General features: G+C 38.7%; 15 protein-coding genes and 1 pseudogene. 10 read left to right on the top strand and 6 right to left on the bottom strand.

What is annotated here, in order from left to right; translation table 11 throughout:
- Nucleotides 1-150: 150 nt before the first annotated feature.
- Nucleotides 151-1,791, top strand: coding sequence for a ribonuclease Y (rny, locus tag IPJ83_15295; GenBank protein MBK7881902.1), 1,641 nt, complete (start codon nt 151-153; stop codon nt 1,789-1,791).
- Between the two features lie 222 nt (nt 1,792-2,013).
- Here the strand turns inward: rny and IPJ83_15290 are convergent, their stop codons facing one another.
- Nucleotides 2,014-2,352, bottom strand: a complete 339-nt coding sequence (locus IPJ83_15290; GenBank protein ID MBK7881901.1) for a DUF2853 family protein — start codon at nt 2,350-2,352, stop codon at nt 2,014-2,016.
- A 210-nt stretch (nt 2,353-2,562) separates the two neighbouring features.
- Here IPJ83_15290 and IPJ83_15285 point away from each other — a divergent pair, with 210 nt between their 5' ends.
- The 4 genes from IPJ83_15285 (at nt 2,563) to IPJ83_15270 (ending at nt 8,036) form a co-directional block, all read left to right on the top strand.
- On the top strand, nt 2,563-3,591 hold the full coding sequence (locus IPJ83_15285) for a PorP/SprF family type IX secretion system membrane protein (protein MBK7881900.1): 1,029 nt from the start codon (nt 2,563-2,565) through the stop codon (nt 3,589-3,591).
- Between the two features lie 24 nt (nt 3,592-3,615).
- On the top strand, nt 3,616-5,640 hold the full coding sequence (locus tag IPJ83_15280; protein MBK7881899.1) for an OmpA family protein: 2,025 nt from the start codon (nt 3,616-3,618) through the stop codon (nt 5,638-5,640).
- Nucleotides 5,641-5,705: 65 nt separating this feature from the next.
- Complete coding sequence (locus IPJ83_15275) at nt 5,706-6,161, top strand: DUF1573 domain-containing protein (protein ID MBK7881898.1); 456 nt, start codon at nt 5,706-5,708, stop codon at nt 6,159-6,161.
- A 522-nt stretch (nt 6,162-6,683) separates the two neighbouring features.
- Nucleotides 6,684-8,036, top strand: coding sequence for a hypothetical protein (locus IPJ83_15270; GenBank protein MBK7881897.1), 1,353 nt, complete (start codon nt 6,684-6,686; stop codon nt 8,034-8,036).
- Between the two features lie 375 nt (nt 8,037-8,411).
- Here the strand turns inward: IPJ83_15270 and IPJ83_15265 are convergent.
- The 3 genes and pseudogenes from IPJ83_15265 to IPJ83_15255 form a co-directional block, all read right to left on the bottom strand.
- Nucleotides 8,412-9,433 (bottom strand): annotated as a pseudogene (locus IPJ83_15265) (Fic family protein).
- 686 nt (nt 9,434-10,119) lie between these two features.
- Nucleotides 10,120-13,557 (bottom strand): T9SS type A sorting domain-containing protein, encoded by a 3,438-nt coding sequence (locus tag IPJ83_15260; GenBank protein MBK7881896.1) that lies wholly within the window; start codon nt 13,555-13,557, stop codon nt 10,120-10,122.
- A 166-nt stretch (nt 13,558-13,723) separates the two neighbouring features.
- Nucleotides 13,724-19,300, bottom strand: a complete 5,577-nt coding sequence (locus IPJ83_15255) for an HYR domain-containing protein (protein ID MBK7881895.1) — start codon at nt 19,298-19,300, stop codon at nt 13,724-13,726.
- A 310-nt stretch (nt 19,301-19,610) separates the two neighbouring features.
- On the opposite strand from IPJ83_15255, the gene IPJ83_15250 reads away from it, so the two are divergent.
- The 4 genes from IPJ83_15250 to IPJ83_15235 all read left to right on the top strand — a co-directional run bounded on the left by IPJ83_15250 (nt 19,611) and on the right by IPJ83_15235 (nt 22,775).
- A complete protein-coding gene (locus tag IPJ83_15250; protein MBK7881894.1) occupies nt 19,611-20,384 on the top strand; it encodes a glycosyltransferase family 2 protein in 774 nt (257 codons plus the stop codon).
- A gap of 100 nt (nt 20,385-20,484) precedes the next feature.
- On the top strand, nt 20,485-21,339 hold the full coding sequence (locus IPJ83_15245) for a UDP-2,3-diacylglucosamine diphosphatase (GenBank protein ID MBK7881893.1): 855 nt from the start codon (nt 20,485-20,487) through the stop codon (nt 21,337-21,339).
- The gene (locus tag IPJ83_15240) at nt 21,305-22,306 is read left to right on the top strand and encodes a glycosyl transferase (GenBank protein ID MBK7881892.1); all 1,002 of its coding nucleotides are present in this window, start codon (nt 21,305-21,307) and stop codon (nt 22,304-22,306) included. Before IPJ83_15245 ends, IPJ83_15240 begins: the two co-directional genes overlap by 35 nt.
- A gap of 106 nt (nt 22,307-22,412) precedes the next feature.
- Nucleotides 22,413-22,775, top strand: coding sequence for a CoA-binding protein (locus IPJ83_15235; GenBank protein MBK7881891.1), 363 nt, complete (start codon nt 22,413-22,415; stop codon nt 22,773-22,775).
- 120 nt (nt 22,776-22,895) lie between these two features.
- Here the strand turns inward: IPJ83_15235 and IPJ83_15230 are convergent, their stop codons facing one another.
- The gene (locus IPJ83_15230) at nt 22,896-23,627 is read right to left on the bottom strand and encodes a hypothetical protein (GenBank protein MBK7881890.1); all 732 of its coding nucleotides are present in this window, start codon (nt 23,625-23,627) and stop codon (nt 22,896-22,898) included.
- A 63-nt stretch (nt 23,628-23,690) separates the two neighbouring features.
- Nucleotides 23,691-24,479 carry a TIGR00266 family protein gene (locus IPJ83_15225; protein MBK7881889.1) on the bottom strand — a complete coding sequence of 263 codons (789 nt, stop codon included), beginning with the start codon at nt 24,477-24,479 and terminating at the stop codon, nt 23,691-23,693.
- 190 nt (nt 24,480-24,669) lie between these two features.
- Between IPJ83_15225 and ygiD the strand changes: the two genes are divergently transcribed.
- Nucleotides 24,670-25,494 (top strand): 4,5-DOPA dioxygenase extradiol, encoded by an 825-nt coding sequence (ygiD, locus tag IPJ83_15220; GenBank protein ID MBK7881888.1) that lies wholly within the window; start codon nt 24,670-24,672, stop codon nt 25,492-25,494.
- The last annotated feature ends 9 nt before the right edge of the window (nt 25,495-25,503 follow it).

Below are 25,503 nucleotides of genomic sequence, written 5' to 3'. Positions count from 1 at the left end.
GTTTTTGTCATTATATTTTATGAGTTTATACTTTAGTTCATTAGCGCATCTTGAGGGGAATAATCCCCTGGTTTGAGCTTAAAGTATACTCCCCAGCTTCCAGTTCTAACATAACTAATTGATATTCAGGCTTCTTAAATTTTTAGGGAAATGGATAGTATATTGGGATTATTGTTAGGTATCGCTGGCGGGGGCGGCGCTGGTTTTTTTATTGTCAGAAGCCTCCTTGTCAGATCCAATCAAAAGAAAGTAGATGAAATCAATCAGATTTCAGATCTTGAACTAGAGAAAGCCAAAATAGCTGCTAAGCGAATTCTCGACGAAGCAGAAAACAGATCAGAGAAGATTATTTCCAAGGCGGAAGCCAAAAACGAAAGCATCAAGCAACAGAAAATTGGTGAAACCAAAGACAATTTCAACAGACTAAAATCAGAATTTGAAAGCTTTAAGTCCAGTCAGATGATTGAACTTAAAGAACGTGAACTCAAATTGGGCGTGATTGAAAAAGAAGTTAAAACGCTGAAATTGGATGTTGAAAATAGAGAAGCAGAGATCAAAACTGTTCGCGAAAATTTAGATAAACAGTTGAAGATCGTTGCCAAGAAAAAGGAAGAATTGGAAGAAGCCAATGAAAAACGCATCCACGAACTGCAGCAAATTGCAAAATTATCAGAGAGTGAAGCGAAAGAAATTCTCCTCACAGCTGTTCGGGCTAAAGCCAGTAACGATGCATTGGTAATTGAAAGGGAAGTAATCGAAAATGCAAAAGCAAACGCCAATAAGGAAGCCAAGAAAATTGTGATTCAGACCATCCAACGAATGTGTGCGGAATACACTATTGAAAACAGTGTTTCTGTATTCAATCTGGACAGCGATGACATTAAAGGGCAAATCATCGGTAGGGAAGGACGTAACATCAGAGCCCTGGAAGCGGCCACCGGTGCAGAAATTGTGGTGGATGATACCCCGGAAGCAATCGTCATTTCGAGTTTTGACCCAATCAGAAGGGAGATCGCACGCTTGTCGTTAAAACGATTGGTGGCAGATGGAAGAATTCACCCTGCAAGAATTGAAGAAGTAGTAGCAAAAGTTAAAAAGCAATTGGACGAACAGATTGTCGAAATCGGAGAACGTACCATCATTGACCTGGACATCCATGGATTGGATCCTTATTTGGTTAAAATGGTTGGTCGAATGAGATTCCGGTCTTCTTATGGACAAAATCTATTGGAACACTCTTCTGAAACTGCTAACCTCTGTGCGGTGATGGCTGCTGAATTGGGCTTAAATCCAAAGCAGATCAAAATGGCCAAAAGAGCTGGTTTGTTGCACGATATCGGGAAAGTAGCAGAAGAGGAATCAGAATTGTCCCATGCTTTGTTTGGTATGAAACTGTGTGAGAAATACAACGAACACGAAGTGATCATCAACGCAGTCGGAGCCCATCATGATGAGATTGAAATGAACAACATTATTTCTCCGATTGTACAGGCTTGTGATGCCATTTCCGGTGCAAGACCGGGAGCACGGAGAGAGATTTTGGAAAGTTATCTGAAGCGCATCAACGAATTGGAAGAGTTGGCTATGGCATACGAAGGTGTTTCCAAGGCTTACGCATTGCAAGCAGGTCGTGAATTGAGGGTTATCGTGGAGAGTGAAAAAGTAACGGACCAATATGCTGATGATTTGGCATTTATGATCTCACAAAAAATTCAGGACGAAATGCAATATCCCGGCCAGGTGAAGGTCACCGTAATTCGAGAAAAACGGGCCACGGCGTTTGCGAGATAATATTTATTCGAAAGGTTGCTGTTACGATAAAAATTTTAATCTCGATTACAACGTAACCAATTTTGCATTGTAATCTGAATGTCTATATCTTTTATCAGGATGAACAAGTTCTCTTGTTTGTGACAAAAGTTTCTGAAATTAATTTTCAAAGCCAGCTGGTAAAAAAAAAGCTTGTCCTACGTGTGTAGAACAAGCTTTTTAAAATTTAGCACAATGAGATTTTTAATTGTAAACGGACTCTTTTCCCAGTTTCACCACCAATTGGTAATAAAACAGAATGCGGTGTTTGTTTCTGTTGCTGGAACCAAATGCGTTAACAACCTCATCAATCGCCTGATCTAGAGATTCATCTTCAGCACAGCCCAGTTTGCCAATTAGGAAATTTTGTTTTACACGATCCAGTTCTGCCTGATCGCTGGAAGAAACCAGTGAGGAATCGGTGTTGTAAATAGATGGGCCTAAACCCTTGGCAATTTTTGTAAGTAAGTCTTCATTGACAGTCCAGCCTAGCTTAGTGGCTTCTGACAACATTTCTGAAACTTTTTCTTCGAATTGACTCATAATTAAAATATTTAAATTAATAAATTGAAACTTGTGTTCAAATGTATTCAATTTTTCAGGATCATATGTATTAAATTATTATTGCTTCCGAATTCAATCTGATATTTACTCCTCCAACCAATAATGTGTTAAAAAACCGTTCATTTTGGCCTATGATTTGAATTCAGATGAGAATAATCTGTATATTTCGGCTTTATTATAAATATCAGCATGAAGTTAAAATTACTCTTTGCATTTGGTTTGCTGCTGTGGTCAGGAGCAGGCAACATTTTTGCCCAGGACATACATTTTACCCAGTTTGAATTTTCCCCTCTTCATGTCAATCCGGCTAATGTGGGAGGTTTTAACGGATCTTACCGAATTGGAGGCATTTTTAGAGACCAGGCGGCTTCCATTACCGGGCTTGGATCTGAATTCAGAACACTCAATTTCTATATTGACGCCACATTCCCATGGGGATTCAGAAAAAAAGACTGGGTGGGTTTTGGGATGAATTTTCTCCAGGATAGATCCGGGGCAATTGGCTTGGGAACCGGAGGATTCATTGCTCAGGCATCCTATCACCTGGCATTAAGCCGAGGAAGTGATCTTTCGCTTGGTGCACAATATGGTGGGGTAAACATGAACATTAAAAATAAAGACAAAGCAGTTTTTGAAAGCGGAATCAACAACCCTGGTGGAGGGAGCGCTGATTTGGGTAAATTGCAGGATAAAGCAAATTTCACGGATATTTCTATTGGCTTGGCCTACAATACCTACCTCAGTAGTAAAAAGCACGGTCTTAAGTTTGGGTTCAATGCAGGTCGCGTGAACAATCCAAGAGTAAGTCTGAGTTCAGGGGGTACCGGAAATAAATTAGGTACTTTGTTTACAGCACAGGCAGGAATGGATTACCATTTGAATGAAAAAGTAGATGTGCGTCCCATGTTGTGGATCAGAAACCTAAAAACCTTTACTACAGTGGTCCCGCAATGTATGGTCAGTTATTTATTTAATGTCGAGAAGGGCATTAGATTAAATGGCGGACTTGGCTATAGAATTGGCGATGCCGCACAGGTAATGCTTGGTATGGATATTAAAAAAATAAGATTCCAGATAGGATATGATCAGACGCTTTCGTCGTTGAGTTCTTCTCAAAGTCCAAGTGGCTTTGGCGCGATAGAGTTTGGCCTTATGTACATCGGTACAGTGACGAAAAAACCAAATCCGAAACCAAAAGTATTTTGTCCTAGATTTTAAATCATCTATTGAATTTTTCCGATTATGAATAAAATATTCATTTCCTTTTTATTGTTTTCTGTTTCTTCATTTGGATTAATAGGTCAGCCGGTAAGTGGTAATACGCCTGCTGCCTTGATAAAATCAGGTGATGAGCAAATCGAAAAAGGCCAATACTATAATGCACTCGAACAATACGAGAAAGCGTATAAAGAAATTAAAGAAAAGGACCTTGCCATAAAAATTGCAAAAACTCATTTTTTACTTCGGGACTACAACAAATCAGCTACCTGGTTCGGCAGGGTACTTAGTAGAGACAAGAGCAATAAATATTTTGAAGAGCGTGTAGCCTATGGAAGAACATTGAAAATGAATGCTCAATACACCGAGGCAGCTGCAGAATTCAGCAGTTACATAGCCACCGGACAAGACAGCACATTGCTTACCATAGCGCAAAATGAACTTGCAGGCATTGCATTGCTGGAGAATATGAAAGAAAATGTAAGCCTGGTTGTTAAAAATGCAGGAAATCAGGTAAATAATCCTGAATCCCAAAGCAGTCCGGCGTTAGATGCGGATGGCAATTTATATTACGGATCGCTGAATTCCAAAGAAACAAAAGAGGAAGGAGGAGTTCATTTTAGTAAACTTTTTCAATCCGCATATTCAGAAGGAAAGGGCTATGCCAAAGGAACCGAATTGGAAGAATTGATTAATAGGGAAGGGTACCACTGTTCGAATGTGAGTTTTAGCAAAGATGGTACCGTCATGTTTTTTACTCGAACGCTTTCAGAAGGTGGACATATGGATGAAAGCAAAATTTATGCATCTTCCAAAACAGCATCCGGCTGGAGCCCTGCCCTTGAAGTAACTGGCGTAAATGGAGATTACATGGCAAGACATCCTTATGAAGGTGAATTGTTTGGGAATAAAGTACTTTTTTTCTCCGCCAACATCCCCGGGGGAAAAGGTGGATTTGATTTATACTATGCAAATAAGACCGGTGAAGGACAATACAGCGAACCAGTAAATCTCGGTAGTTTGAATACGGTATCTGATGATCTGACCCCATTCTATATGGATGGTAAACTTTACTTCAGTTCAGAAGGATGGCCGAATATCGGGGGTTTTGATGTATTTGTATCCAATTGGAACGGATCAGAATGGTCAGAGCCAAAGAACATGGGTACCCCTGTCAATACTTCAACAGATGATCTCTACTATAGGGTGAGCACAGATGGAGAAAGAGGATTTCTGGTATCCAATCGGCCAGATCCTGAATCTAAATCTTTAAAAGGCAAAACTTGTTGCGACGATATTTATTTAGTGAACAAGCGGAAATTGGTTATCGAATTAAATGCTATCGCAAAGACAGAAGCAAAGAAACCACTAAAAGGCATTACTTGCCAGTTGGTGGAAATGAGTATGGGCAAAGAAGGAAACATCCAGACTAAGTCAAATTCTGAAGGCAACCAGGTGAACTATCTCCTCGATAAAGACAGGTCTTATAAACTGGTGATATCAAAAGATGGATACTTTCCTCAGGAAATACAACTGAATACCGTTGGGATTACAGAGGACCAGGTAATCAACAAAGAATTTTTCTTTAAGATGATGCCACCAGAGTCCGATATCGAAATCATTACCATCAATGAGCCAATTCGATTAAGCAATATTTACTACGATTTCGATGACGATAAAATATTAAAAGACGCAGAAAAGGATTTAAGTGCCATCCTGGACTTGATGACCAAATATCCGAACATGGTGATCGAACTCGGATCCCATACAGATTCCAGAGGAGATGACACCTATAACTTAAAATTGTCTGAGAGAAGAGCCAATTCGGCCAGAAGGTGGTTGGTGAATAAGGGCGTAGACGGGAAAAGAATCAAGGCAAAGGGTTATGGAGAAACAGTTATCCTTAACAATTGTACCAATGGGGAAGATTGCAGTGACGACGAACACAGATTCAACCGAAGGACAGAATTTAAGATTCTTGAAGGACCTACAACCATTGAAGTAAGAAAAGAAGTTTTAAACAAAAAGGGTAAAGCATCGAAAAGATAAATATCCTTTGATATAAAATATCCTGCACCTGGTTTAGCGTTTTAAACCGGGTGTTTTTTTAAATGATGAAACCATTCCTAAAATATTTCCCCCTTATTTCTTGCTTATATGGCTTATTGCTTTGTTCCTGTTACAGTACTAAAGGACAGAGTACTGAAAAGTCATTGATAACAACAGATACCCCTAAAACATCTGTAGATACGGTTATTGCATTTGCCAAAATAGAATTTGATTCCATGGCTTATGATTTTGGTACTATTCGTCAAGGGGAAGTGCTTGAAAAGACAATATATTTTACAAATACAGGTAAGGCTGATTTAAAGATTGACTTAATCACGGCTTGTGAGTGCACTACACTGGATTGGTCTAGGTTGCCAATAAAAGAAGGCCAGAGAAGCAACATCAAGATTCGGTATAATTCAAAGGATAAAGTAGGACCCCAAACGGTTGATTTAGACATCATGGCAAATACTGCCACAGGTTTTAGCTATACCAAGTTCAAATTGATCGTGATTCTTTAGATCGATTAAAGCACAATTTGGGTTTCCAATAACTCAACTTGTTCCATTTCATATTTGATTTAGGACATATTCATAATTATTTGGCAGATTTTATCTAACGATTTAAATTTATTTTAAATGCTTTTGTGTTATTTTATACATTAAAGTATATTGATATATGTATAAAATTATATTACAGGTTTTTATAATCAAAAAAAAGATATATAAAACAAATTTTGACGTTTGTACCAAAACATTCATAAAACGAAAATATACTATTTAAAGTGCACAATATCAACTATTAAAACATTATATTAATGTTTATATGATTATCGCCTTATTTATTAGGGGAAAACCCTGATTTTTCAAAAAAATACATCACATTATTTGGAGAATTAAAAAGGGCAATCTATATTTGTGCTGTATTCTTCCCTTTGTTTCTTTAGATCGGTTACGATCTGATGCCGCAATCATGTTGCTAAGATCCACTATTGGATTTAGCGTTAGATTAATTGAATTTGAAAACTATAAAATCTAAAAAACATGAGGCAATTTCTTTCAACTGCAAGAAAACTAATGGTGTGCTCCCTCGCATGCTTGTTTTTCTTACCCTCCTGCGTTAAAGATGATGCGACTGTTGATGTAGCTCTCGTTAACAAACTTTCCAACGAAAAAGGTCAGATTTCCACAGAATGGATTAACCTGTCTCTTGAATTAACCAAAGAGACTCCTGGTTTCACTGTTCCGGTTGCTGCCCGTACTTTTGCATACATCGGCCTTGGCATGTATGAAGTTCTGGTTCCCGGAATGAAAGATTACAAATCCATGCAAGGAAAACTTGCCGGCTTCACTCCAGGCACCATGCATGAAGTTACTACTGGTAACCTGGATTGGGCACTATCTTTTAATGAGTGCATGTATCGCCTGTACAAGATGCTGTACAGAAATTCAAGCCCTGCCGGTCTTGAAGCTATTGAGAAGTTATACAACAAGCATCTAAATGCAATCTTGCCTTATGTCTCCAAAACAGTTGCAGAGTCTTCTATTTCTTATGGTGCAGCACAAGCATCTGCGATTTACAGTTATTCTAAAACTGACAATCAGGAAGACGCTTTTCTTAATAATTACCCAAGTAATTACAGTGGGCCTAATGGTCAGGGATTTTGGTCTCCTACTTCCAATAAAATTCGCAAACCACTTCAACCTTATTGGGGACAAGTAAGAACTTTCTTGGCTTACCACACCATTAAAGCCGAAATGATTGCACCACCAAGCTTTAGTGAAGATAAAACCTCTTCCTTTTACGCATATGCTTTGGAAGTACGCAATAGGGTTGAAAACCTAAGCCGTCAGGAAGAAATTATGGTAAAATATTGGAATGATGAGCAAGACAATAGCATAACTCCTGCCGGACATCTAATGTCAATCCTTGCTCAGATTTTGGACACTGAAAAGAAAGATCTTGGTTTTTGTGCTTTCGCATTTATGAAGTTGGGTATCACTTTGCACGATGCAACAGTTATGGCCTGGAAGACTAAATACACATACAATACAGTAAGACCTGAAACTTACATTCGTGAATATATCGACAATGAATTTTTATCGCTGATAAATCCTACCGCTACACCGGAGTACTCTTCCAGCCCTGCCGCTTTGGCTGCTGCAAGTGCAGAGGTTTTGGGTGGATTGTTTGGTTACAATTATGCATTCACAGATAGAACTTATGAATTTAGAAAAGATATTGATGGTTCCCCAAGATCCTTCAAATCTTTTGAACACATGGAAGAAGAAATTTCTACCTCAAATCTTTATGGTGGTATCCATTACAGATTTAGTCTGGAAGCCGGAGAGAAACAAGGCGTAGAAATCGGAAAAGGTGTAAACGCTATCAGATAATAAATAGGTTTTGATTAAGAGTTTCCCCGGATTGTTCGCAGTCCGGGGATTTTTTTTTTATTAATAGCTTATGGAAAACTGTCATCTGAAGAATTTGACCTTTGCTATAAAAAAACACAAACTGGCTTTCATTTTTGATTGTTGCGGGTTGCCACAAGTTGTAAGCCGAATGTTGGTCAAACTTTCCCAATAACTTTCTTTGGAAATAGGCAATTTTCTGTAGTGTGGTGGTGTGTTGTATTCATCCCCCATTTTTAGTAAAGCAAATAGGTGAGTTGCTCTAAATAATATCCATATCCTACCCCCTACTTATCGCAAGGGATTAGAGAAACGCCAAAATTTGATTATTATTAAAGAGGTATTGTAACTTATTGGTTATCGTTTGAAAATTGAAAAATATTCTTCGAATACAAATAGCCTATTTCTTTTAGCTCCAGTAAGTTCCTTTAATAGACTTAGGGATATAAAGTCGTTAATTAATTTGTAGGATGAAACCAATGACAGTCCGGTAACTTTTGCTACCTCTTCTGCATCAACAATAGGTTGCTGATACAAATAATCAAGTAATACTTTGGCTGTTTTTACTTTCTTACCCAATTGATAAATCCTTTTCTCTTCACATTCCTTTTTTAACTCAATAATATCTTTTAACGTTTGACTGGATTTTTCACAGGTATCAATAACGCCTGACAAGAAAAATTTAACCCACCGTATCAAATCGCTATGTGTTCTTACACGAGTGAGATTGTCATAATAGTATGATTTATTTTTTTCGAAGAAATCAGATAGATATAAAACCGGTTGCGAATGATTTTTTTTTCAACCAAATATAAGGTAATCATTATTCTGCCAATTCTGCCGTTTCCATCAAGGAATGGATGTATGGTTTCAAATTGATAATGCGCTATAGCAATTTTCAAAAGGTCGGTCAGTCCTGTATCTTCGTTATGGATAAAATTTTCTAAATCCCCCATCAATGAGTTCACCTTTTTATGGATAGGTGGAATATTAATGGCACTTTTAAGAGAGGAGCCACCAATCCAGTTTTGACTTCTTCGAAACTCTCCAGGAACCTTGTGTTCACCCCTGACTCCACTCAACAAAATGTTGTGGGCTTGTTTCAATAACCGTGACGAAAGCGGCAGGATAGGCAATTGCTCAATGGAGGTATTAAGTGCTCTGATGTATTTATTTACTTCTTGCCAATCGTTTCTTCTCTCTGGATTTATATCTTATTCACTTAAGATGGCTTCTTCCATATTGGTTTGCGTGCCTTCAATGCGGCATGAAACGGTTGATTCTTTGACGACATACATCCGGATAAAATGGTCAATATTGGGTATTAGGTGGGAATAGGCATCCAATTGCCCAATGGCAATTGCTGATTTTTCGATCATCCGGGTAAGTTCCCTATCCTCTCACGACCAGTTGTCATTGATCGATACAGGTGTAAAATGCTGAAATCAATATTTTTGGAAAAATGACCCGACTTAAAGCCATCTATCTTGATCATGCTGTAAAGTTAAATATAAATCTTCTTATTTAACTAAAAGGCCTTTAGGATTAAATAAGGAATTTCTTATTTAATTTTATTACTAATTTGGCCAACTTCCCATCAAACGACTGCAGCAAAATACTCTGCTTCAACGTCTCTGTCTGTATCAAACTTTGGCTGATGGTTTCTTCTATTTTACCGCAAACCAACACTTTGCTCTCTAATTTGGAAACAATCAGTTGTTGTCTTGTAAAGGTGGAAGAACGAAGGGATAGTTCTTTAACCCATATTATGCAATAGGGTTTCGTATTGAAAGGCTAAAGACCAATAAAGACAAGCGCTCTCATGAATGAACGATTTTTGATTACCATCAAAGTAATGAAATGCATTTCATTAAGTGAATGACTTGGACGACTACCGGCGTAACCCTTCCTGTATGCGTCAAGCAGACAGGAGCGAAAGCTGAAATTCTTTGATTAGGAATAGAAATTCTAATGCATAAAAAGGGTTAAATACCTTATTAAATCTTGTTTCGCAGATAACAACTGCTGTTTTTATTTAAAAAATGGAAACAATTAAGAGGTATAATTACTTTGATTTTATTTTTCTAAAGTATATCATTTGTTTTGAATCCAAATAAACTTTGACCAGGTAAATTCCGGGAGGTATTTTTCCAACTGGCAACAAACCTTGTTTTGCAGTGGAGAGGTTATATTGGATGATTGATTTTCCACTGAGATCGAATAATTCAATTTGACTTAAGTTGGCTTCCTTCGAAGTCACCATGAGGAAATTCTGTCCAGCATTAAACCCCACAAATATATCTTCCTTGAGTGGATTAAAAGTACCTACTGATCTTTCGATTACAAAACTGTCTATTCTATTGCATCCATTTGCATCTGTAACGGATACTGAATAAGATCCCGGAGCAAGCATGGAAATTTCCTCTGACGTTTCTCCGGTACTCCAAAGTATAACATAAGGAGCCTTTCCTCCAGTTACATTTAATTTTGCACTTCCGTTAGACCCGGAGCTAGGCTTAAGAACTAATTCCGCCAACAAGAGATCAGGACTTCCTACTTTTACAGTTTGTTCTAATCTGCAACCGTTCTGATCCAGGATGTATAAAGTATAAACTCCGGCAGCAAGATTATCAATATCTCTTGTAGTCTGACTGTTGCTCCAAAGATAGTTTACAGGTTCAGTTCCGGACAACAATTGCAATTCAATGTTTCCATTTTTTTCACCAAAACAATTTACATCCTTCACCATTATCGCTACAGAAACTGAATCATAATTTTTTAATTCTACAGAATCTTTATGAATGCATCCCTGGCCATCTGTTACGACACATTCATAAATTCCCGATTTTAGATTTTCAATTTTCGAAGTAGAACTCTGATTAGACCACAGGTAATTAAAATTTCCGTTTCCACCACTGGAGACAGCTTCGATACTGCCACCCTGGTTTTCACATAAAGGATTTACTGTAAAGTCAATTTTTATTTCAGGACTAATTTTTATTTGGATGAGATGAATACTGTCGCAACCATTGACATCGCTCAGGATATTATTGAATAGAGTATCGCGGAATAACTTTTTTCCTGCAAATTCTCCACCGTAACAAAGTTGGATGCTGTCCCTGGTGATTTTTTTTGGCCATACGTTTAATTCAGTAGTTACAACGCTGTCACACCCATCCCATGCAAGAAGTGAATCTAGGTAAATTCCGTTCACACTATAATTCGAAGATCCTACCCTAAGATTTTCTCCTTCACAAATATTGAATGACTGTGTAAATTGAGTATTTTTACTAAACAGCGTTACCTGGTGACTGGATGATTTATTTCCTTTGGTCACCGTTACGGCATAGCTTCCCGGAGTATTGACTTGAATTGTTTTTGAAGTTTCTCCGGTGGACCATTTATAAGATGCACCGGGAATTAATGGGTCCAATGATTTTAAACTGCCATCACATATTGGCAGGGAGCAATTCAATACTGTATCTGGCATCCGCCATTTTACAACCAGACTGATGGTCACTTGTGCATCAATACCATTATCATTGCGATCATCCATGTGCGTAAAAATCCAGCTTCCTGCCGGATCAAATCGTCCTAAAATTTTAGAAAATGATCTTGGGGTATTTGGAAATGCTGTGGTGTTTTCTCCCGGTCTGTAGTCATTTTTAGTTATGCCGACGGATGCTGGTGATTGAAAAGAAGTCAGAAAACTTCGCACCCAGGATTGGTTTTTAGGTGCAATTCGTGTTTGAAGTTCTACCAATATGTCCAACGCTTTTGTAGGTATGGTGGCAAATAAACCTGAAGGAAAAATCAGTGTATCTGATTTTGCAAAATTGTCCACATCCACAATGATCTGACTCATGATGGAATCTTTTTTTCCTTTCACCACCGGACATCCCAGGTTAACCTGAAAATCATTTATCTTAATGGTGTCGGGTGCTGCATATTCTGTGCAGTTGTCTGAAACAGCTGCTTTGTAAATTCCGGAATATTTCACATCGAGAAATGTATCATTCTTTCCGGGCAACTTATAATCATAATGAAACCAATCATAAGTATAATTAGCGTTAACAGGCTTAGCCTGAATTTTTAAATTGTCTCCATCAAAATATGGTCCTTGCAGATTTAATTTCTGACTTGGCGTAAATATGGCAGTAAGGCAAGGTTTGTTGTTGACAGCGTTTCTGAGTATGTCTCCGGGCTCTTGTCCAAATCCTTTTGAAAAATTAATCCCCACGCCGGTCAAATGACAATAGCTCATGATCGTGCCACCACCATTCGGGGTGGGGCCGGGATTGCAACTACCTACATCCGGTGTTTGACAATTATCAATTTGGGCATTTTTCTGTGGGCCCCAAACACACGAGTGTGTATGCCAACTCCCAAAGTTATGCCCGAGTTCATGCGCCATAACCTCCACACTCCAGGAATAAGTCGGGAGCGTATTGAAGGTATTATAAATATACGCATAGGAATGAGGTCCAATTTGACCATTGTAGGTTGTACACATGCCATTCACAAATGCGATTCCACCCTGAGATGGATAAGTGCTGACCAGTTGTGCGAGATCTCCTTTAAAATTATTCTTACGATATTCTGCATAACCATAAATTATATTTTGAAGCGTTGTTTTTGGGAATGGGTCTTGGGTAGTCCATACCATGATATCTGAAATTTCTAATTTTACAGATTCATTAGCATATAAAGTTTTTACAACATTAAAAACACTGGTAACATAACTAACCACTTGATTTTTTTGCAAATTTCTATCCTGGTACATTCTGTAATCACACTCCAAAAATATTTTTACTGTCCTGCATCTATTTTCAAAAATATCCTGAGGTGCATTTGCCTGCTCTCGAAGACTTTGAAATAACTCATGACTTTCGGTTACGCCACATTCAAATCCAGAATTTTTCGCCAAATCATTTTCAAAATAAATTACATGTTCATTGGTGTTGTTTTCAATCATCTCCTTTGAAGCCATTTTTCCAATAATGATATTACCATCCTCCGGAGTTGAAATAACTCCGGCAATTTCGTGTTCATAAATACTCAATGCAACCATTGAACCAGGAACTCCGGAAATAAAGCCACTGTAGTGCACACCGCTATTCAATGGGATGCCAATGAGGTCATCGGAACTTAAGAGCTTTGAATCCTCTGAGTATAATTTTTGTGATTGTAAAATCAAGTTGGATAAAGTTCCATTAGGAAGTTGCATACTTATATTAAGTAATGCAGGTTTTGTACGCAGACAAATGGCCAACCTGGAGTCATCCGGGGTGAAAACATTTGCTTTCGACGAATTTTTCAAACCGGCAAACCACGCAGAATTTCTTAAAGAGTGTTTTTTAATCAAATCGATTTTTGTGATTGGGTTTCCATGGGAAACAACCTCTTCAATTTGCTTTTGTAAAACAGAAGTGTTCTGGGAAAATGATTTATTAAACCCAAACCAAAGAAATGGTATCAAGATAACTAAGGAAACAAACTTCATAAGATGCATTCAGAATTAAGGACATGGTTTACATTGCCGCTATGGCTGCAATCGACGGCTTAAAGTTACATACCGCATTTTAAATTTAAGGATTTTGACTAAAAAGAAAAAGCCCCCCTGGTCAATTGATGGGAGGCTAATTCCTTTTCATACCTAATTTTATATTTTAGTGCTGGATGATAAATCTTTTGCTGATTTTATTTCCATTTGTAAACTCTACTGTAATGTGATACAAGCCTTCCGCCCATGTGGTGGTATTTATGGTCTCGGCTTCTGTGCCGGGTTGCATTTTTTTCCACACATTTTTACCTTGTGCATCGAAAATGGCCATGGATTTAGCCTTGTCGGAAATGGTTTTTAAGATCACTTCACTGTTTGCTGGATTGGGGATGATGAAAAAGTCACCATGCTTACCAAACAGCTCTTGCTCCACGGATCTTAAATCTAATTCAACGGGACTTTGTCTGTCACAATCCTGAGCACATTTAAGCTCTGGCGCTTTGATCTCATGAGATTCTGTGGTGCCACTACCAAAATTGGTATGAGGGAGTAAATTGAAACAATAATCCTCAATCTCACCATACAATATCGGAGCACAAGGATCGGCAGGATAAGCACCATAGGACATGGCTACACGCATGCGCACATTGGCGCGAACAAATCCTCCCGGCATTTTTAAGTTTGCGCACATGGTAGTGTTTCCATAACCATAAGTCACCAGTTCTGAGACATTATGGAATACACCATCAGCATTGTAATCAATCCAAATTTTCCAATAAACATTATAGCTGCTGTTCAGGTATCCCGGAGTAACACAAAGAGAATAGGTTTCTCCGGCCTTTAGATTTCCACATATGTTATTGAAGAATCTGTAACCATTATCATTACCCGAAGGATTGTCTATGTCTGCAATTTTAACTTGTTTAATCCACATTAGATTACTGAATTGCGCCCTGTTGTTGCAGTAAGTCGTGAGCGAATCACAATTCACCCGAACCACAAAACTGCAGGTATCAGATTGACCATCTTTTGTTGCCACATAAGTGATTGTATTTGTTCCACAGTTAACCAGGCTTCCTCTTTTAGGTCCTTTTATTTGTTTGAGATCATAACATGGCATCTCAAGTACAAATTCTCTTGATTCATCTCCATTTTGATCATTCCAGGTGCCATCTGGAGCGAGTTCAATGTAATCCTCATTTGGTCCAAAATTATTTGGTTGACCAGGCAACCAGTTGGAATAGAGAAATGGGCTTTTATCCACCCAATCGAACCTACCTTCAACCTGTGCATCTGTTCCTCCGATCCATGCTGTTTGACCGGCTAATTTACTGGCTATAAATTGGTTTTCATCCCGATCGTTTATGACCGCAAGTTTTCCACCATTTATATCGCAGATTGTTTTTGCAGTCTCCCAGTTTTCAGGGCCAAGGGAGCAGAAGTACCTGCTTCCATTGTATTCACCCATATATACGAATCCTCGGATACTGCTTTGACATGGGGTGCAATAAGTGACATTTGGAAGTGGCCAATTTAAGTATGACCCATTAAGATATGGATTAGTCCTGTAAATCAATGTGTCACGAGGACACTCAATTCCGACCACTGTGCCATTCACAGTCACTGTAAAGGTTGTTGAAGCAGTGTTACCGCATTGGTCCGTCGCAGTGTAGGTTACAGAAGTTGTTCCTTCATTAAAATTGCTGCCGGAATTTATATTACTGGTAAGTGATGCAAGGCCACAGTTATCCGTTGCTACCGGAGCAAGCCAATGAACAGGGACCTCACATTTTCCCTGAGCATCTATTGTAATATTTGTAGGAGTGGAAGTAAATCTAGGTGCTAAATTGTCTTTCAGTTCTATACGTTGGATACATTCTGCAAACAAATTTGGTAGGTTGGGATCCACAGCCCTCCATGTGCGATCAATGGTGATTGCACCACTGCATGGTCCTCTAGAAATAACATTGTCATGAAAACTAACCACCGGTTCCAGACAACTTGATTTTCCAGTTGTAACCTTTGGTACACCAGTAGTGTTTGTATCCAATGAAGTGCCAGGACAAGCAGAATAATTATCAGGACAGATCATGACAGGAGGTCTGTTGCAACAATTTTCTGTGACTGTGACAACAAACGAACAACTTGAAATAAGTCCACATGCATCGGTAGCAGTATAGATAACTGTAGTTTTTCCGGAAGGCATTAGTTCACCTGGAAGGTGAGAGCCTGTAAAGTTTGTTAAAGTACAATTATCGCTTGCTGTAGGTATAACCCAGCTTGGATAGGCTTCACAATTGTAGTTTGGATCGATCGTAATGTCCGCAGGACAAGCTGAAATTATTGGAGCCTGGTCATCTTTTAAATCAATGTTTTGTTGACAAGAGTCTTTTAGATTTGAATTATTGGAATCTGTTGCATACCATGTTCTGATTAACTTTAGAGAGCAAGATTGCTGAAATAATATTTGATCATTATAGCTAATAATCGGATCTCCGCATGTAGCATGTGCTTTTTGAGCATTTGCCTGGCCAGTGCGAGAAGGTTCTATGCTTCCTGGACAACTTTCAAAGTCGGCCGGGCAGTTAAGTACTGGAGGTTTATTACAACAGTTAAGTTCAACTGTAACAGTGAAACTACAATTGCTAGAATTGTTACAAGCATCAAATGCAGTATAATAAATGTTTGTAGTTCCAATTGGGAATCCGGAGCTTCCATTTCCATGAGAACCGGATAAACTTACCGATGAGCAATTATCTGAAGTAACGGGATCATTCCATGTAGCTGTGCCGGTACAATCTGGTCCTGATTGTACGGTAATATTAGCCGGACAGGTTATACTTGGTGCCTGCTCGTCTTTTAGATTAATAATCTGGTCGCAAGATGCGGATAAATTAGGATGAACTGGGTCAGTTGCTATCCAGGTTCGGATTACCCTCAATGAGCATGCTTGATGGTAAATCGTATCGTCTTTATAAGTGACCACTGGTTGAGGACATCCAACTTGACCCGGAGTAGCTGTAGCGGTTCCTGTGACAGAAGGATCAATTCCCTGAGGGCAGTTGTTAAAATCTGCAGGGCATGAGAGTACAGGTGGTTTATTGCAGCAGTTAGGTTCTACCGTAACAGTAAAACTGCAATTACTGGAATTGCCGCATGCATCAAATGCAGTATAATAAATGTTTGTAGTTCCAATTGGGAATCCAGAAGTGCCATTTCCATGTGAACCGGATAAACTTACCGATGAGCAATTGTCTGAGGTAACAGGATCATTCCATGAAGCTGTGCCGGTACAATCTGGTCCTGATTGTACGGTAATATTAGCCGGACAGGTTATACTTGGTGCCTGCTCGTCTTTTAGATTAATGATCTGGTCGCAAGATGCGGATAAATTGGATTGAACTGGGTCAGTTGCTATCCAGGTTCGGATTACCCTCAATGAGCATGCTTGATGGTAAATCGTATCGTCTTTATAAGTAACCACAGGTTGAGGACATCCAACTTGACCCGGAGTAGCTGTAGCGGTTCCTGTGACAGAAGGATCAATTCCCTGAGGGCAGTTGTTAAAATCTGCAGGGCATGAGAGTACAGGTGGTTTATTGCAGCAGTTAGGTTCTACCGTAACAGTAAAACTGCAATTACTGGAATTGCCGCATGCATCAAATGCAGTATAATAAATATTTGTAGTTCCAATTGGGAATCCGGAGCTTCCATTTCCATGAGAACCGGATAAACTTACCGATGAGCAATTATCTGAAGTAATGGGATCATTCCATGAAGCTGTGCCGGTACAATCTGGTCCTGATTGTACGGTAATATTAGCCGGACAGGTTATACTTGGTGCCTGCTCGTCTTTTAGATTAATGATCTGGTCGCAAGATGCGGATAAATTGGATTGAACTGGGTCAGTTGCTATCCAGGTTCGGATTACCCTCAATGAGCATGCTTGATGGTAAATCGTATCGTCTTTATAAGTGACCACTGGTTGAGGACATCCAGCTTGACCCGGAGTAGCTGTAGCGGTTCCTGTGACAGAAGGATCAATTCCCTGAGGGCAGTTGTTAAAATCTGCAGGGCATGAGAGTACAGGTGGTTTATTGCAGCAGTTAGGTTCTACCGTAACAGTAAAACTGCAATTACTGGAATTGCCGCATGCATCAAATGCAGTATAATAAATGTTTGTAGTACCAATTGGGAATCCAGAAGTGCCATTTCCATGTGAACCGGATAAACTTACCGATGAGCAATTATCTGAAGTAATGGGATCATTCCATGAAGCTGTGCCGGTACAATCTGGTCCTGATTGTACGGTAATATTAGCCGGACAGGTTATACTTGGTGCCTGCTCGTCTTTTAGATTAATAATCTGGTCACAAGATGCGGATAAATTGGATTGAACTGGGTCAGTTGCTATCCAGGTTCGGATTACCCTCAATGAGCATGCTTGATTGTAAATCGTATCGTCTTTATAAGTGACCACTGGTTGAGGACATCCAACTTGACCCGGAGTAGCTGTAGCGGTTCCTGTGACAGAGGGATCAATTCCCTGAGGGCAGTTGTTAAAATCTGCAGGGCATGAGAGTACCGGTGGTTTATTACAACAATTAGCCTCTACAGTTATTGTAAAATGACAATCGGTATGATTCCCGCATCCATCGGTTGCGGTATAAAACACGGTGGTAGTTCCTACCGGGAAACGTGCAGGGTTTCCGTGTGAACTCACTAAAGTTACTGATGTACAATTGTCTGATGTTTGTGGAACATTCCAATTTACCGTAGCTAAACAGTCTGGTTCTGAACTAACGGTAATATTCTGAGGACAAACAATGGTGGGTGGGGTTAAATCCTTAAGCTCAATAGTCTGAATGCAACTTGAACGGAGTTCGGGTTTGTTAGGATCCCAAGCAGTCCAGGTTCTGGCTATGGTCAACGAACAAAGAGCATTGATTAAGGTATCGTCTTTAAAACTTATCAATGGCTTTGCACAATATTGACTTCCAGGTTCAGCTGTCGCCCTGCCTGTAGTCGCTGGATCAATTTCCGAATCAGGACAAGCCGAAAAATAAGCCGGACAGGTTAATATTGGATTTGCCAGGCAACATTGAGGAATTACGGTTACCGTAAAACTACATGAACTTGTATTACCACAGGCATCGTTTGCTGTATAGGTAATGACTGTTGGTCCTTCATTAAATAAACTTCCATTGACATGGGAACTCGTGACGCAAACGGAACCGCAATGGTCGGAAACTGCCGGTGGATGCCATTGGAAGAGAGCGACGCATTTATCATTAGAGATTACCGACGTATCTTTTGGACATTGGCTAAAGACAGGAGATGTTTTATCTTCAAATCTTAAATATTGAATACAAAAACTGCGGAGTGCAGGGTTTTCCGCATCCGTTGCAGTCCAAATTCTTTGAATGGTCTTCTCTCCCTGACAAGGTCCGGAAGAAATCACCCTGTCTACAAAAGCTACTATTGGCGGATTGCACTGAGTACTTGGTGGGTAGGCTTTAGCACAGCCTGTTGCAACCGGATCTTCAGTGGCTCCGGGACAGAGGGTAAGGTCTACTGGACACTGTATCACAGGAGGAGAGGTACAATCCAGTAATTTTGTGGTTATATCCGGTGCGGATAAAATTTTTGCAGATAAAGGTTGGGCATACAGATTTTGGTTGAACAGCAATGTCAACAAGAAACCCAGCCTGAATAGGTAAGGAGGTATGAAATATTTTTGCATAACAAAACGATTGTCTTTTTCTAAACAGAACAAGACGGAAACATTGGGTAAATCTATTTTAGAGCAGAGATTTGGTGTTCAATACGGGGTAAAGATATAGCTTTGTCTATTACAAAATCAAGTATATACCTTTCTAATATTCATTAAATTATTAGATTTTTTTTTTTGATATGTATGTTGTTTATAATTTATTTATTTTTTGTATTTGTAGTTATCAATATAATAGCCATTTGAGAAATTGATTTATGTTCCCATGTTAAATTTATTATATTAGTTTTTAAAATTTACCAGATACAAATATTTTTACCCTATGATTCCTTCTCAGCCACTATCTGCCGTAGTCATTTGCTATAATGAAGAGGAAATCATAGAATCATGTCTAAATGCATTATTAAAAGTAGCCGATGAAATTGTCGTCCTCGATTCTTTCAGTTCAGACAGGACTGCTGAGATTTGTGCCAGTAAAGGGGTAAGGTTTTATCAACAAAAGTTTGTGGATTACGGATCACAAAAAAATGATGCGGTGAAACTTTGTCGTTTTGACCACATCCTTTCTGTAGATGCAGATGAAGTGCTGGATGATGAATTGGTCTCAGCGATTCTTGCAGAAAAGAAAAAGGGACTGGAAAACTTGTATTTGCTCAACAGGAAAACCTATTATTGCGGACAATGGATCAAACATTGTGGATGGTATCCTGATTTTAAATTAAGATTATGGCACAAGGTTCATGCTGGCTGGAACAGTAATAAATTACATGAGACAGTAGAACCAATGGACAGCGCGCAGGCAGTATTGAAATTAAATGGGCATTTGGATCATTACAGTTATAGAACCGTCGCAGATCATTTGAAGCAATTGGAAAATTTTGCAAATTTTTTCGCATCGGAGTATGATGCAAAAGGTATAAAAAGTTCATTTGTAAAAATGTATTTTTCACCGATTTGGAAATTTGTAAAAATGTATCTGCTAAAAGCAGGGTTTCTGGATGGTAGAATTGGATTTTGGATTTGTTGGCGCTCTGCTTATGGGGTGCATTTAAAATATAAAAAATTGAAATTACTAGAATTGTCTAATAATATTTGATTTCATGATTTAACACAAAGACAATATTTAGAAAATATTCAATTTACATGGGCCCTTTAATTTCGTGTATGGATCAGCATGATCTCGCATGAGCGAAAAAATTAAAAGACATCTTGAAGCAGTTGTAATTTCAGATATTCATCTTGGGACCTATGGATGTCAGGCCAAACAACTCTGTGATTATCTTGATGAAATACAACCGGATACCCTGATTCTTAATGGGGACATCATCGACATCTGGTCTTTCAACAAGAGGTACTTTCCCGAGCATCATCTTAAGGTTATCCATAAATTATTGAAAATGGCAACCAAAGGAACAAAGGTCTATTATTTGCCTGGAAATCATGATGAAGCACTCAGGAGATATGCTGGTTTTGATCTGGGACCTTTTTGTATCCGAAACAAACTCTTACTATCCATAAACAAACAAAAGGTTTGGATTTTTCATGGGGATGTGTTTGATCTATCCATAAAGCATACCAAATTGTTGGCCAAGCTTGGCGGAAAAGCATATGACCTTTTAATTTTGATGAATAAGGCTGTAAATTATTTTCTGGAATTGATGGGTAGAGAAAAATACAGCTTATCCAAAAAGATTAAGAACAGCATTAAGAAAGCGGTACAGTTCATTGACGATTTTGAAGAGACTGCCATCAGTCATGGTCTGGCAAAAGAATATGATGTGGTCATTTGTGGCCACATTCACAATCCGGTAATTCGTCAAATAGTTAGGGATGAAAAATCCATCATTTATATGAACAGTGGGGATTGGATTGAGCACACGACCAGTTTGGAATATCACCAGGGAAAATGGACTTTGCACAAACACGAATATGCAGTAAGTCCTAAGAAGCCAAAGGACCTCAACTTTGAAAATGATTTTAAAGAAAATATTCGAATCCCTAAAATGAAAGAACTGTATGAAGATATTATATTCAATTCAGGGTACCGGTAATGGACATTTAAGCAGAGCCAAAAGTATTCTACCTTACCTGGCGAAATATGGACAGGTTGACTATTTAATAAGCGGTAGAAATTATTGTTTGGATTTTCCGGTTAAAATGAAATACCATTGCCATGGCGTTTCTTTCAAATACGACAATAAGGGTGGGATTGATTATCTCAAGACTTTTAAAAGCCTGAGTGTAAAACAATTTTTTAAGGAGGTGAATGAAATTCCGGTTCATCAATATGATTTCGTGATTAATGATTTCGAACCCGTAACTGTTCGGGCTTGTAAGCAAAAGAAGGTTCCCTGTATTTCATTTAGCCATCACGCTTCTTTTTTATCTTCAAAAGTACCCATGCCACCTGGCAGAAAGGATTATCTGGCATGGTCTATCATGCAAACTTATGCCAGAACAAAGCACAATATTGGTTTACATTTCGAACCATATGATGAATTTATATTTACCCCAGTAATAAAGGATGAATTGAGAAATGTAACAGCGCAAAACGCGGGTCACATTACAGTTTATCTCTCTTCTTTTAGTCTGGATAATTTGTTTAAGTTATTTAGTAAATTTTCACAGTACAAGTTTGAAGTCTTTCATTGCGATGTAGAAGTTGCATGGCATAAACAAAACATTGAATTCAAACCAGCAAATTCTAAAATGTTTAATCAGAGTCTGCTCCATTCAAACGGTTTGATTGCGCATGCCGGATTTGAAACTCCTGCTGAGGCATTTTATTTGGGAAAGCCAATGTTTCTTTTTCCAATTAAGAATCAATATGAACAAGCCTGTAATGCAGCTGCAGCAGAAAAATTGGGAGCTGTTGTAGCGTATAAAATTGACGATAGATTGGAAGATAAAATCAGATGCTGGCTAGAAGATAAAAAAGGAACACAAATTGATTTTCCGCACCACACTGATTTTTTGATTCAACGGGTAATTTCAACTGCCGAGAATATCAAAAACTAAGCGGTTAGAATTCGGAAATGTCTATTTATTGAGTACATTAATTAAGTTCCACTGAAGATCAATACTCAACTTAAATTAGAATAGACTGTTTTAACGAAAAGAGTTTATGAATAAACGTACGCTCGTTCTGGGTGCCAGTAGTAATGAGAGCAGGTACTCCAACATAGCTAGCAAAATGCTTCAAGAATATCACCATACGGTTATACCTGTGGGCAACAAAAGTGGAAAAATTGGAGATTTAGAAATACTGGTTGTTCCACCCATTGAGAAGAACATTCATACTATTACTTTGTATTTGAACCCATCCAGGCAGGAGGCTTATTTTTCTTACATTCTTGCTTTAAATCCCCAGAGAATAATTTTTAATCCAGGTACAGAAAATGTGACCTTAAGTCAGCTGGCCAATGAGCATGGTATTGAGACGATCGAGGCGTGCACTTTAGTTATGTTGAGGACAGGGCAGTATTGACAGAGTGCTTGATATTTCTACAATCTTGGGTGGGAATTAAGTATTTTTCAGGAATTAAACAAAATAAAAAACCGTACAGGGACACTGTACGGTTTTAAAGTAATTTTTAAATCTATGTTTTTACCCGCCGAAGCTAAAAATAGTTGCTCTTTTACTGCAGGAAGTTCGACCATAATATCCTAATGCGAAGTTAGCTTCCAATACTAATTGTACAAATGCCGGATTCGTGGATTTGTAGTCATATTGAGCTACTTGATTCGGAGTAGGGAAGTCTGCTTCTTTTCCGGATGCACTTACAAAATCCGTAAAACTGTAACCCAATCTGATTCCCAGCATGGTGGTAAAAGTTTCATAATTGAAAATATATCCACCCACACCAAATAAACCGGAATAATAGTTTTGATAAAATGCCTTTACATCCGTGCGAGTATCATTATCATCCGCATTTTTTACTGATCTCAGTAAGGATAATTGTGGGCCGAGTTCGACATAAATGCCATCTTTTTGCAATCTGTAAAGTAAGGCCAGATCATAGTTGGACCACTTGATATTGTGAGTAAAGTTTGTTGCCGGTGTCCCCCTAAAATAATCAAATTCTTGATTGTTTGTGGAGAACATAAAGTCGGCAGTAATCCCATTAAATAAGCCGAAATACAATCCAACTTTCCCACCAAGACCATATCCTGTGCTGAGGTGATGTTCATAATTGCGGTCATCGAACAGATTAGTATTTACCAATCCTGTCAAGCCATAGGATGCTTTTAAGCCACAGTCCATCCAGGCATAGATTTTTTGAGCATTTGCTGTTAGCGTAACAGTAATAAATGCCAATAATAGAATAGTTTTTTTCATTGTTTGCTTATTGATTATAAATTAGATTAAAATTAATTATGCCGTTTACCTTGAAATAAATCATCAACTGTCACCATCCAGTAAGTTTCCGAGTCCACCCAGAATACTGCCTTCTTCACGTCTGTTAAATCCTCCGTATTGCATCATTTTGGCAGCCAGTCTACTGATTGGCAGGGACTGAATCCAAACTGTGCCAGGACCTCTCAGTAAAGCATAAAAAAGACCTTCTCCACCAAAAACCCAATTTTTCACACCACGGATGAATTCAATGTCAAAATCCACATTCGAAGTATAGGCTACCACACATCCGGTATCTACCCTGAGTATTTCACCGACACCTAATTCTTTTTTATTGACATATCCTCCTGCATGGACAAACGCCATTCCATCACCTTCAAGTTTTTGCATGATAAAACCCTCTCCACCAAAAATTCCGGTTCCTAACTTTCTCTGTAATTCAATGCCAATGGTAACACCTTTAGCAGCACAAAGGAAAGCATCTTTCTGAGCGATGATCTTTCCATTGTAGTCTGATAGGTTCAAAGGAATGATCTTACCTGTATATGGGGCTGCAAAACTCACCCGGGATTTGCCATAGCCTTCATTGGTGAATGTTGTTATAAAGAGGCTTTCACCGGTCAACAATCGTTTTCCGGCACTCATGACTTTTCCCAGAAATCCACCAGTACTTTGTCCACTTCCATCCCCAAAGACTGTTGCCATCTTAATCCCATCTTCCATCATCATGAAGGAGCCGCTTTCTGCTACTGCGGTCTCTCCGGGATCCAGTTCAATTTCAACATATTGCAACTCTTCGCCATAAAGCTTATAATCTATTTCGTGATTCTTCATGATCCCTTATTTTAGACAAAAGTACAAGATACCTCGCAACTGTGCAAAAAGCTTTTTTTGTGCAATCTATTAATCCAGTTTATGAAATCCAGCTTTTTAAACGAGTATCGTAGTGTTTTTAATCGAAATGATGTTAATTCGTATAATGAATCGAAGGACATTTATAGGATTGAGTTTAAGCACTGGCACAATGATTGGAATTAACGAATGGCTCAAATTAAAAGATAACGTTACATCGGAAGACATAGAGATGCCAGTACTTTTCGTAGGGCATGGTTCACCAATGAACGCCTTGGAAGACAACAAATATTCCAGGGAATGGAGGAGAATTGCAGCCCAGATCCCTGCGCCCAAGGCCATTTTGTGCATTTCAGCCCATTGGTTGACCAATGGTAGTTTCATTACTGCCATGGACAAGCCAAAGACCATTCATGATTTTGGAGGCTTTCCAAGGGAATTATTTGAAGTAGAGTATCCGGCACCTGGATATCCAGCATTGGCAGAAAAGACAAAGCAGATGATGAATGAAATTGAGCTTGGTTTGGATTATCAATGGGGATTTGATCATGGAAGCTGGAGTGTTACTCGTCAGATGTATCCTGAGGCAAATATTCCCATGTTGCAATTGAGTATTGATTATCATAAACCATCAGATTACCATTATAAATTGGCAAAAGCATTGGCTCCCCTTCGTCGTCAGGGCGTCCTTATCATAGGAAGTGGGAACATTATTCACAATCTTGGAATCATGGATTTCAGCATGAAAGAGGGCGGTTATGATTGGGCTATTGAATTGAATGAGCAGATCAGAAAGAATCTTTTGGATAAAAATCATCATTATTTTCTGCACTATCAAAAAATTGGAAAGGCAGCAAGTCTTGCTATTCCTACTCCGGATCATTTTTATCCATTATTGTATATTTTGGGACTTCAAAATGAAAAGGAGGCCCAGGAAATTTTTAACGATAGCCTGATTGGGGGATCGATCTCCATGACCGGGCTCAAGATAGGATAGTTCTAAAAA

Source organism: Candidatus Vicinibacter proximus (assembly GCA_016713905.1).
Lineage (GTDB): Bacteria > Bacteroidota > Bacteroidia > Chitinophagales > Saprospiraceae > Vicinibacter > Vicinibacter proximus.
The sequence above is the reverse complement of the archived record's forward strand: the minus strand, read 5'-3'. Positions and strand labels throughout refer to the sequence as shown.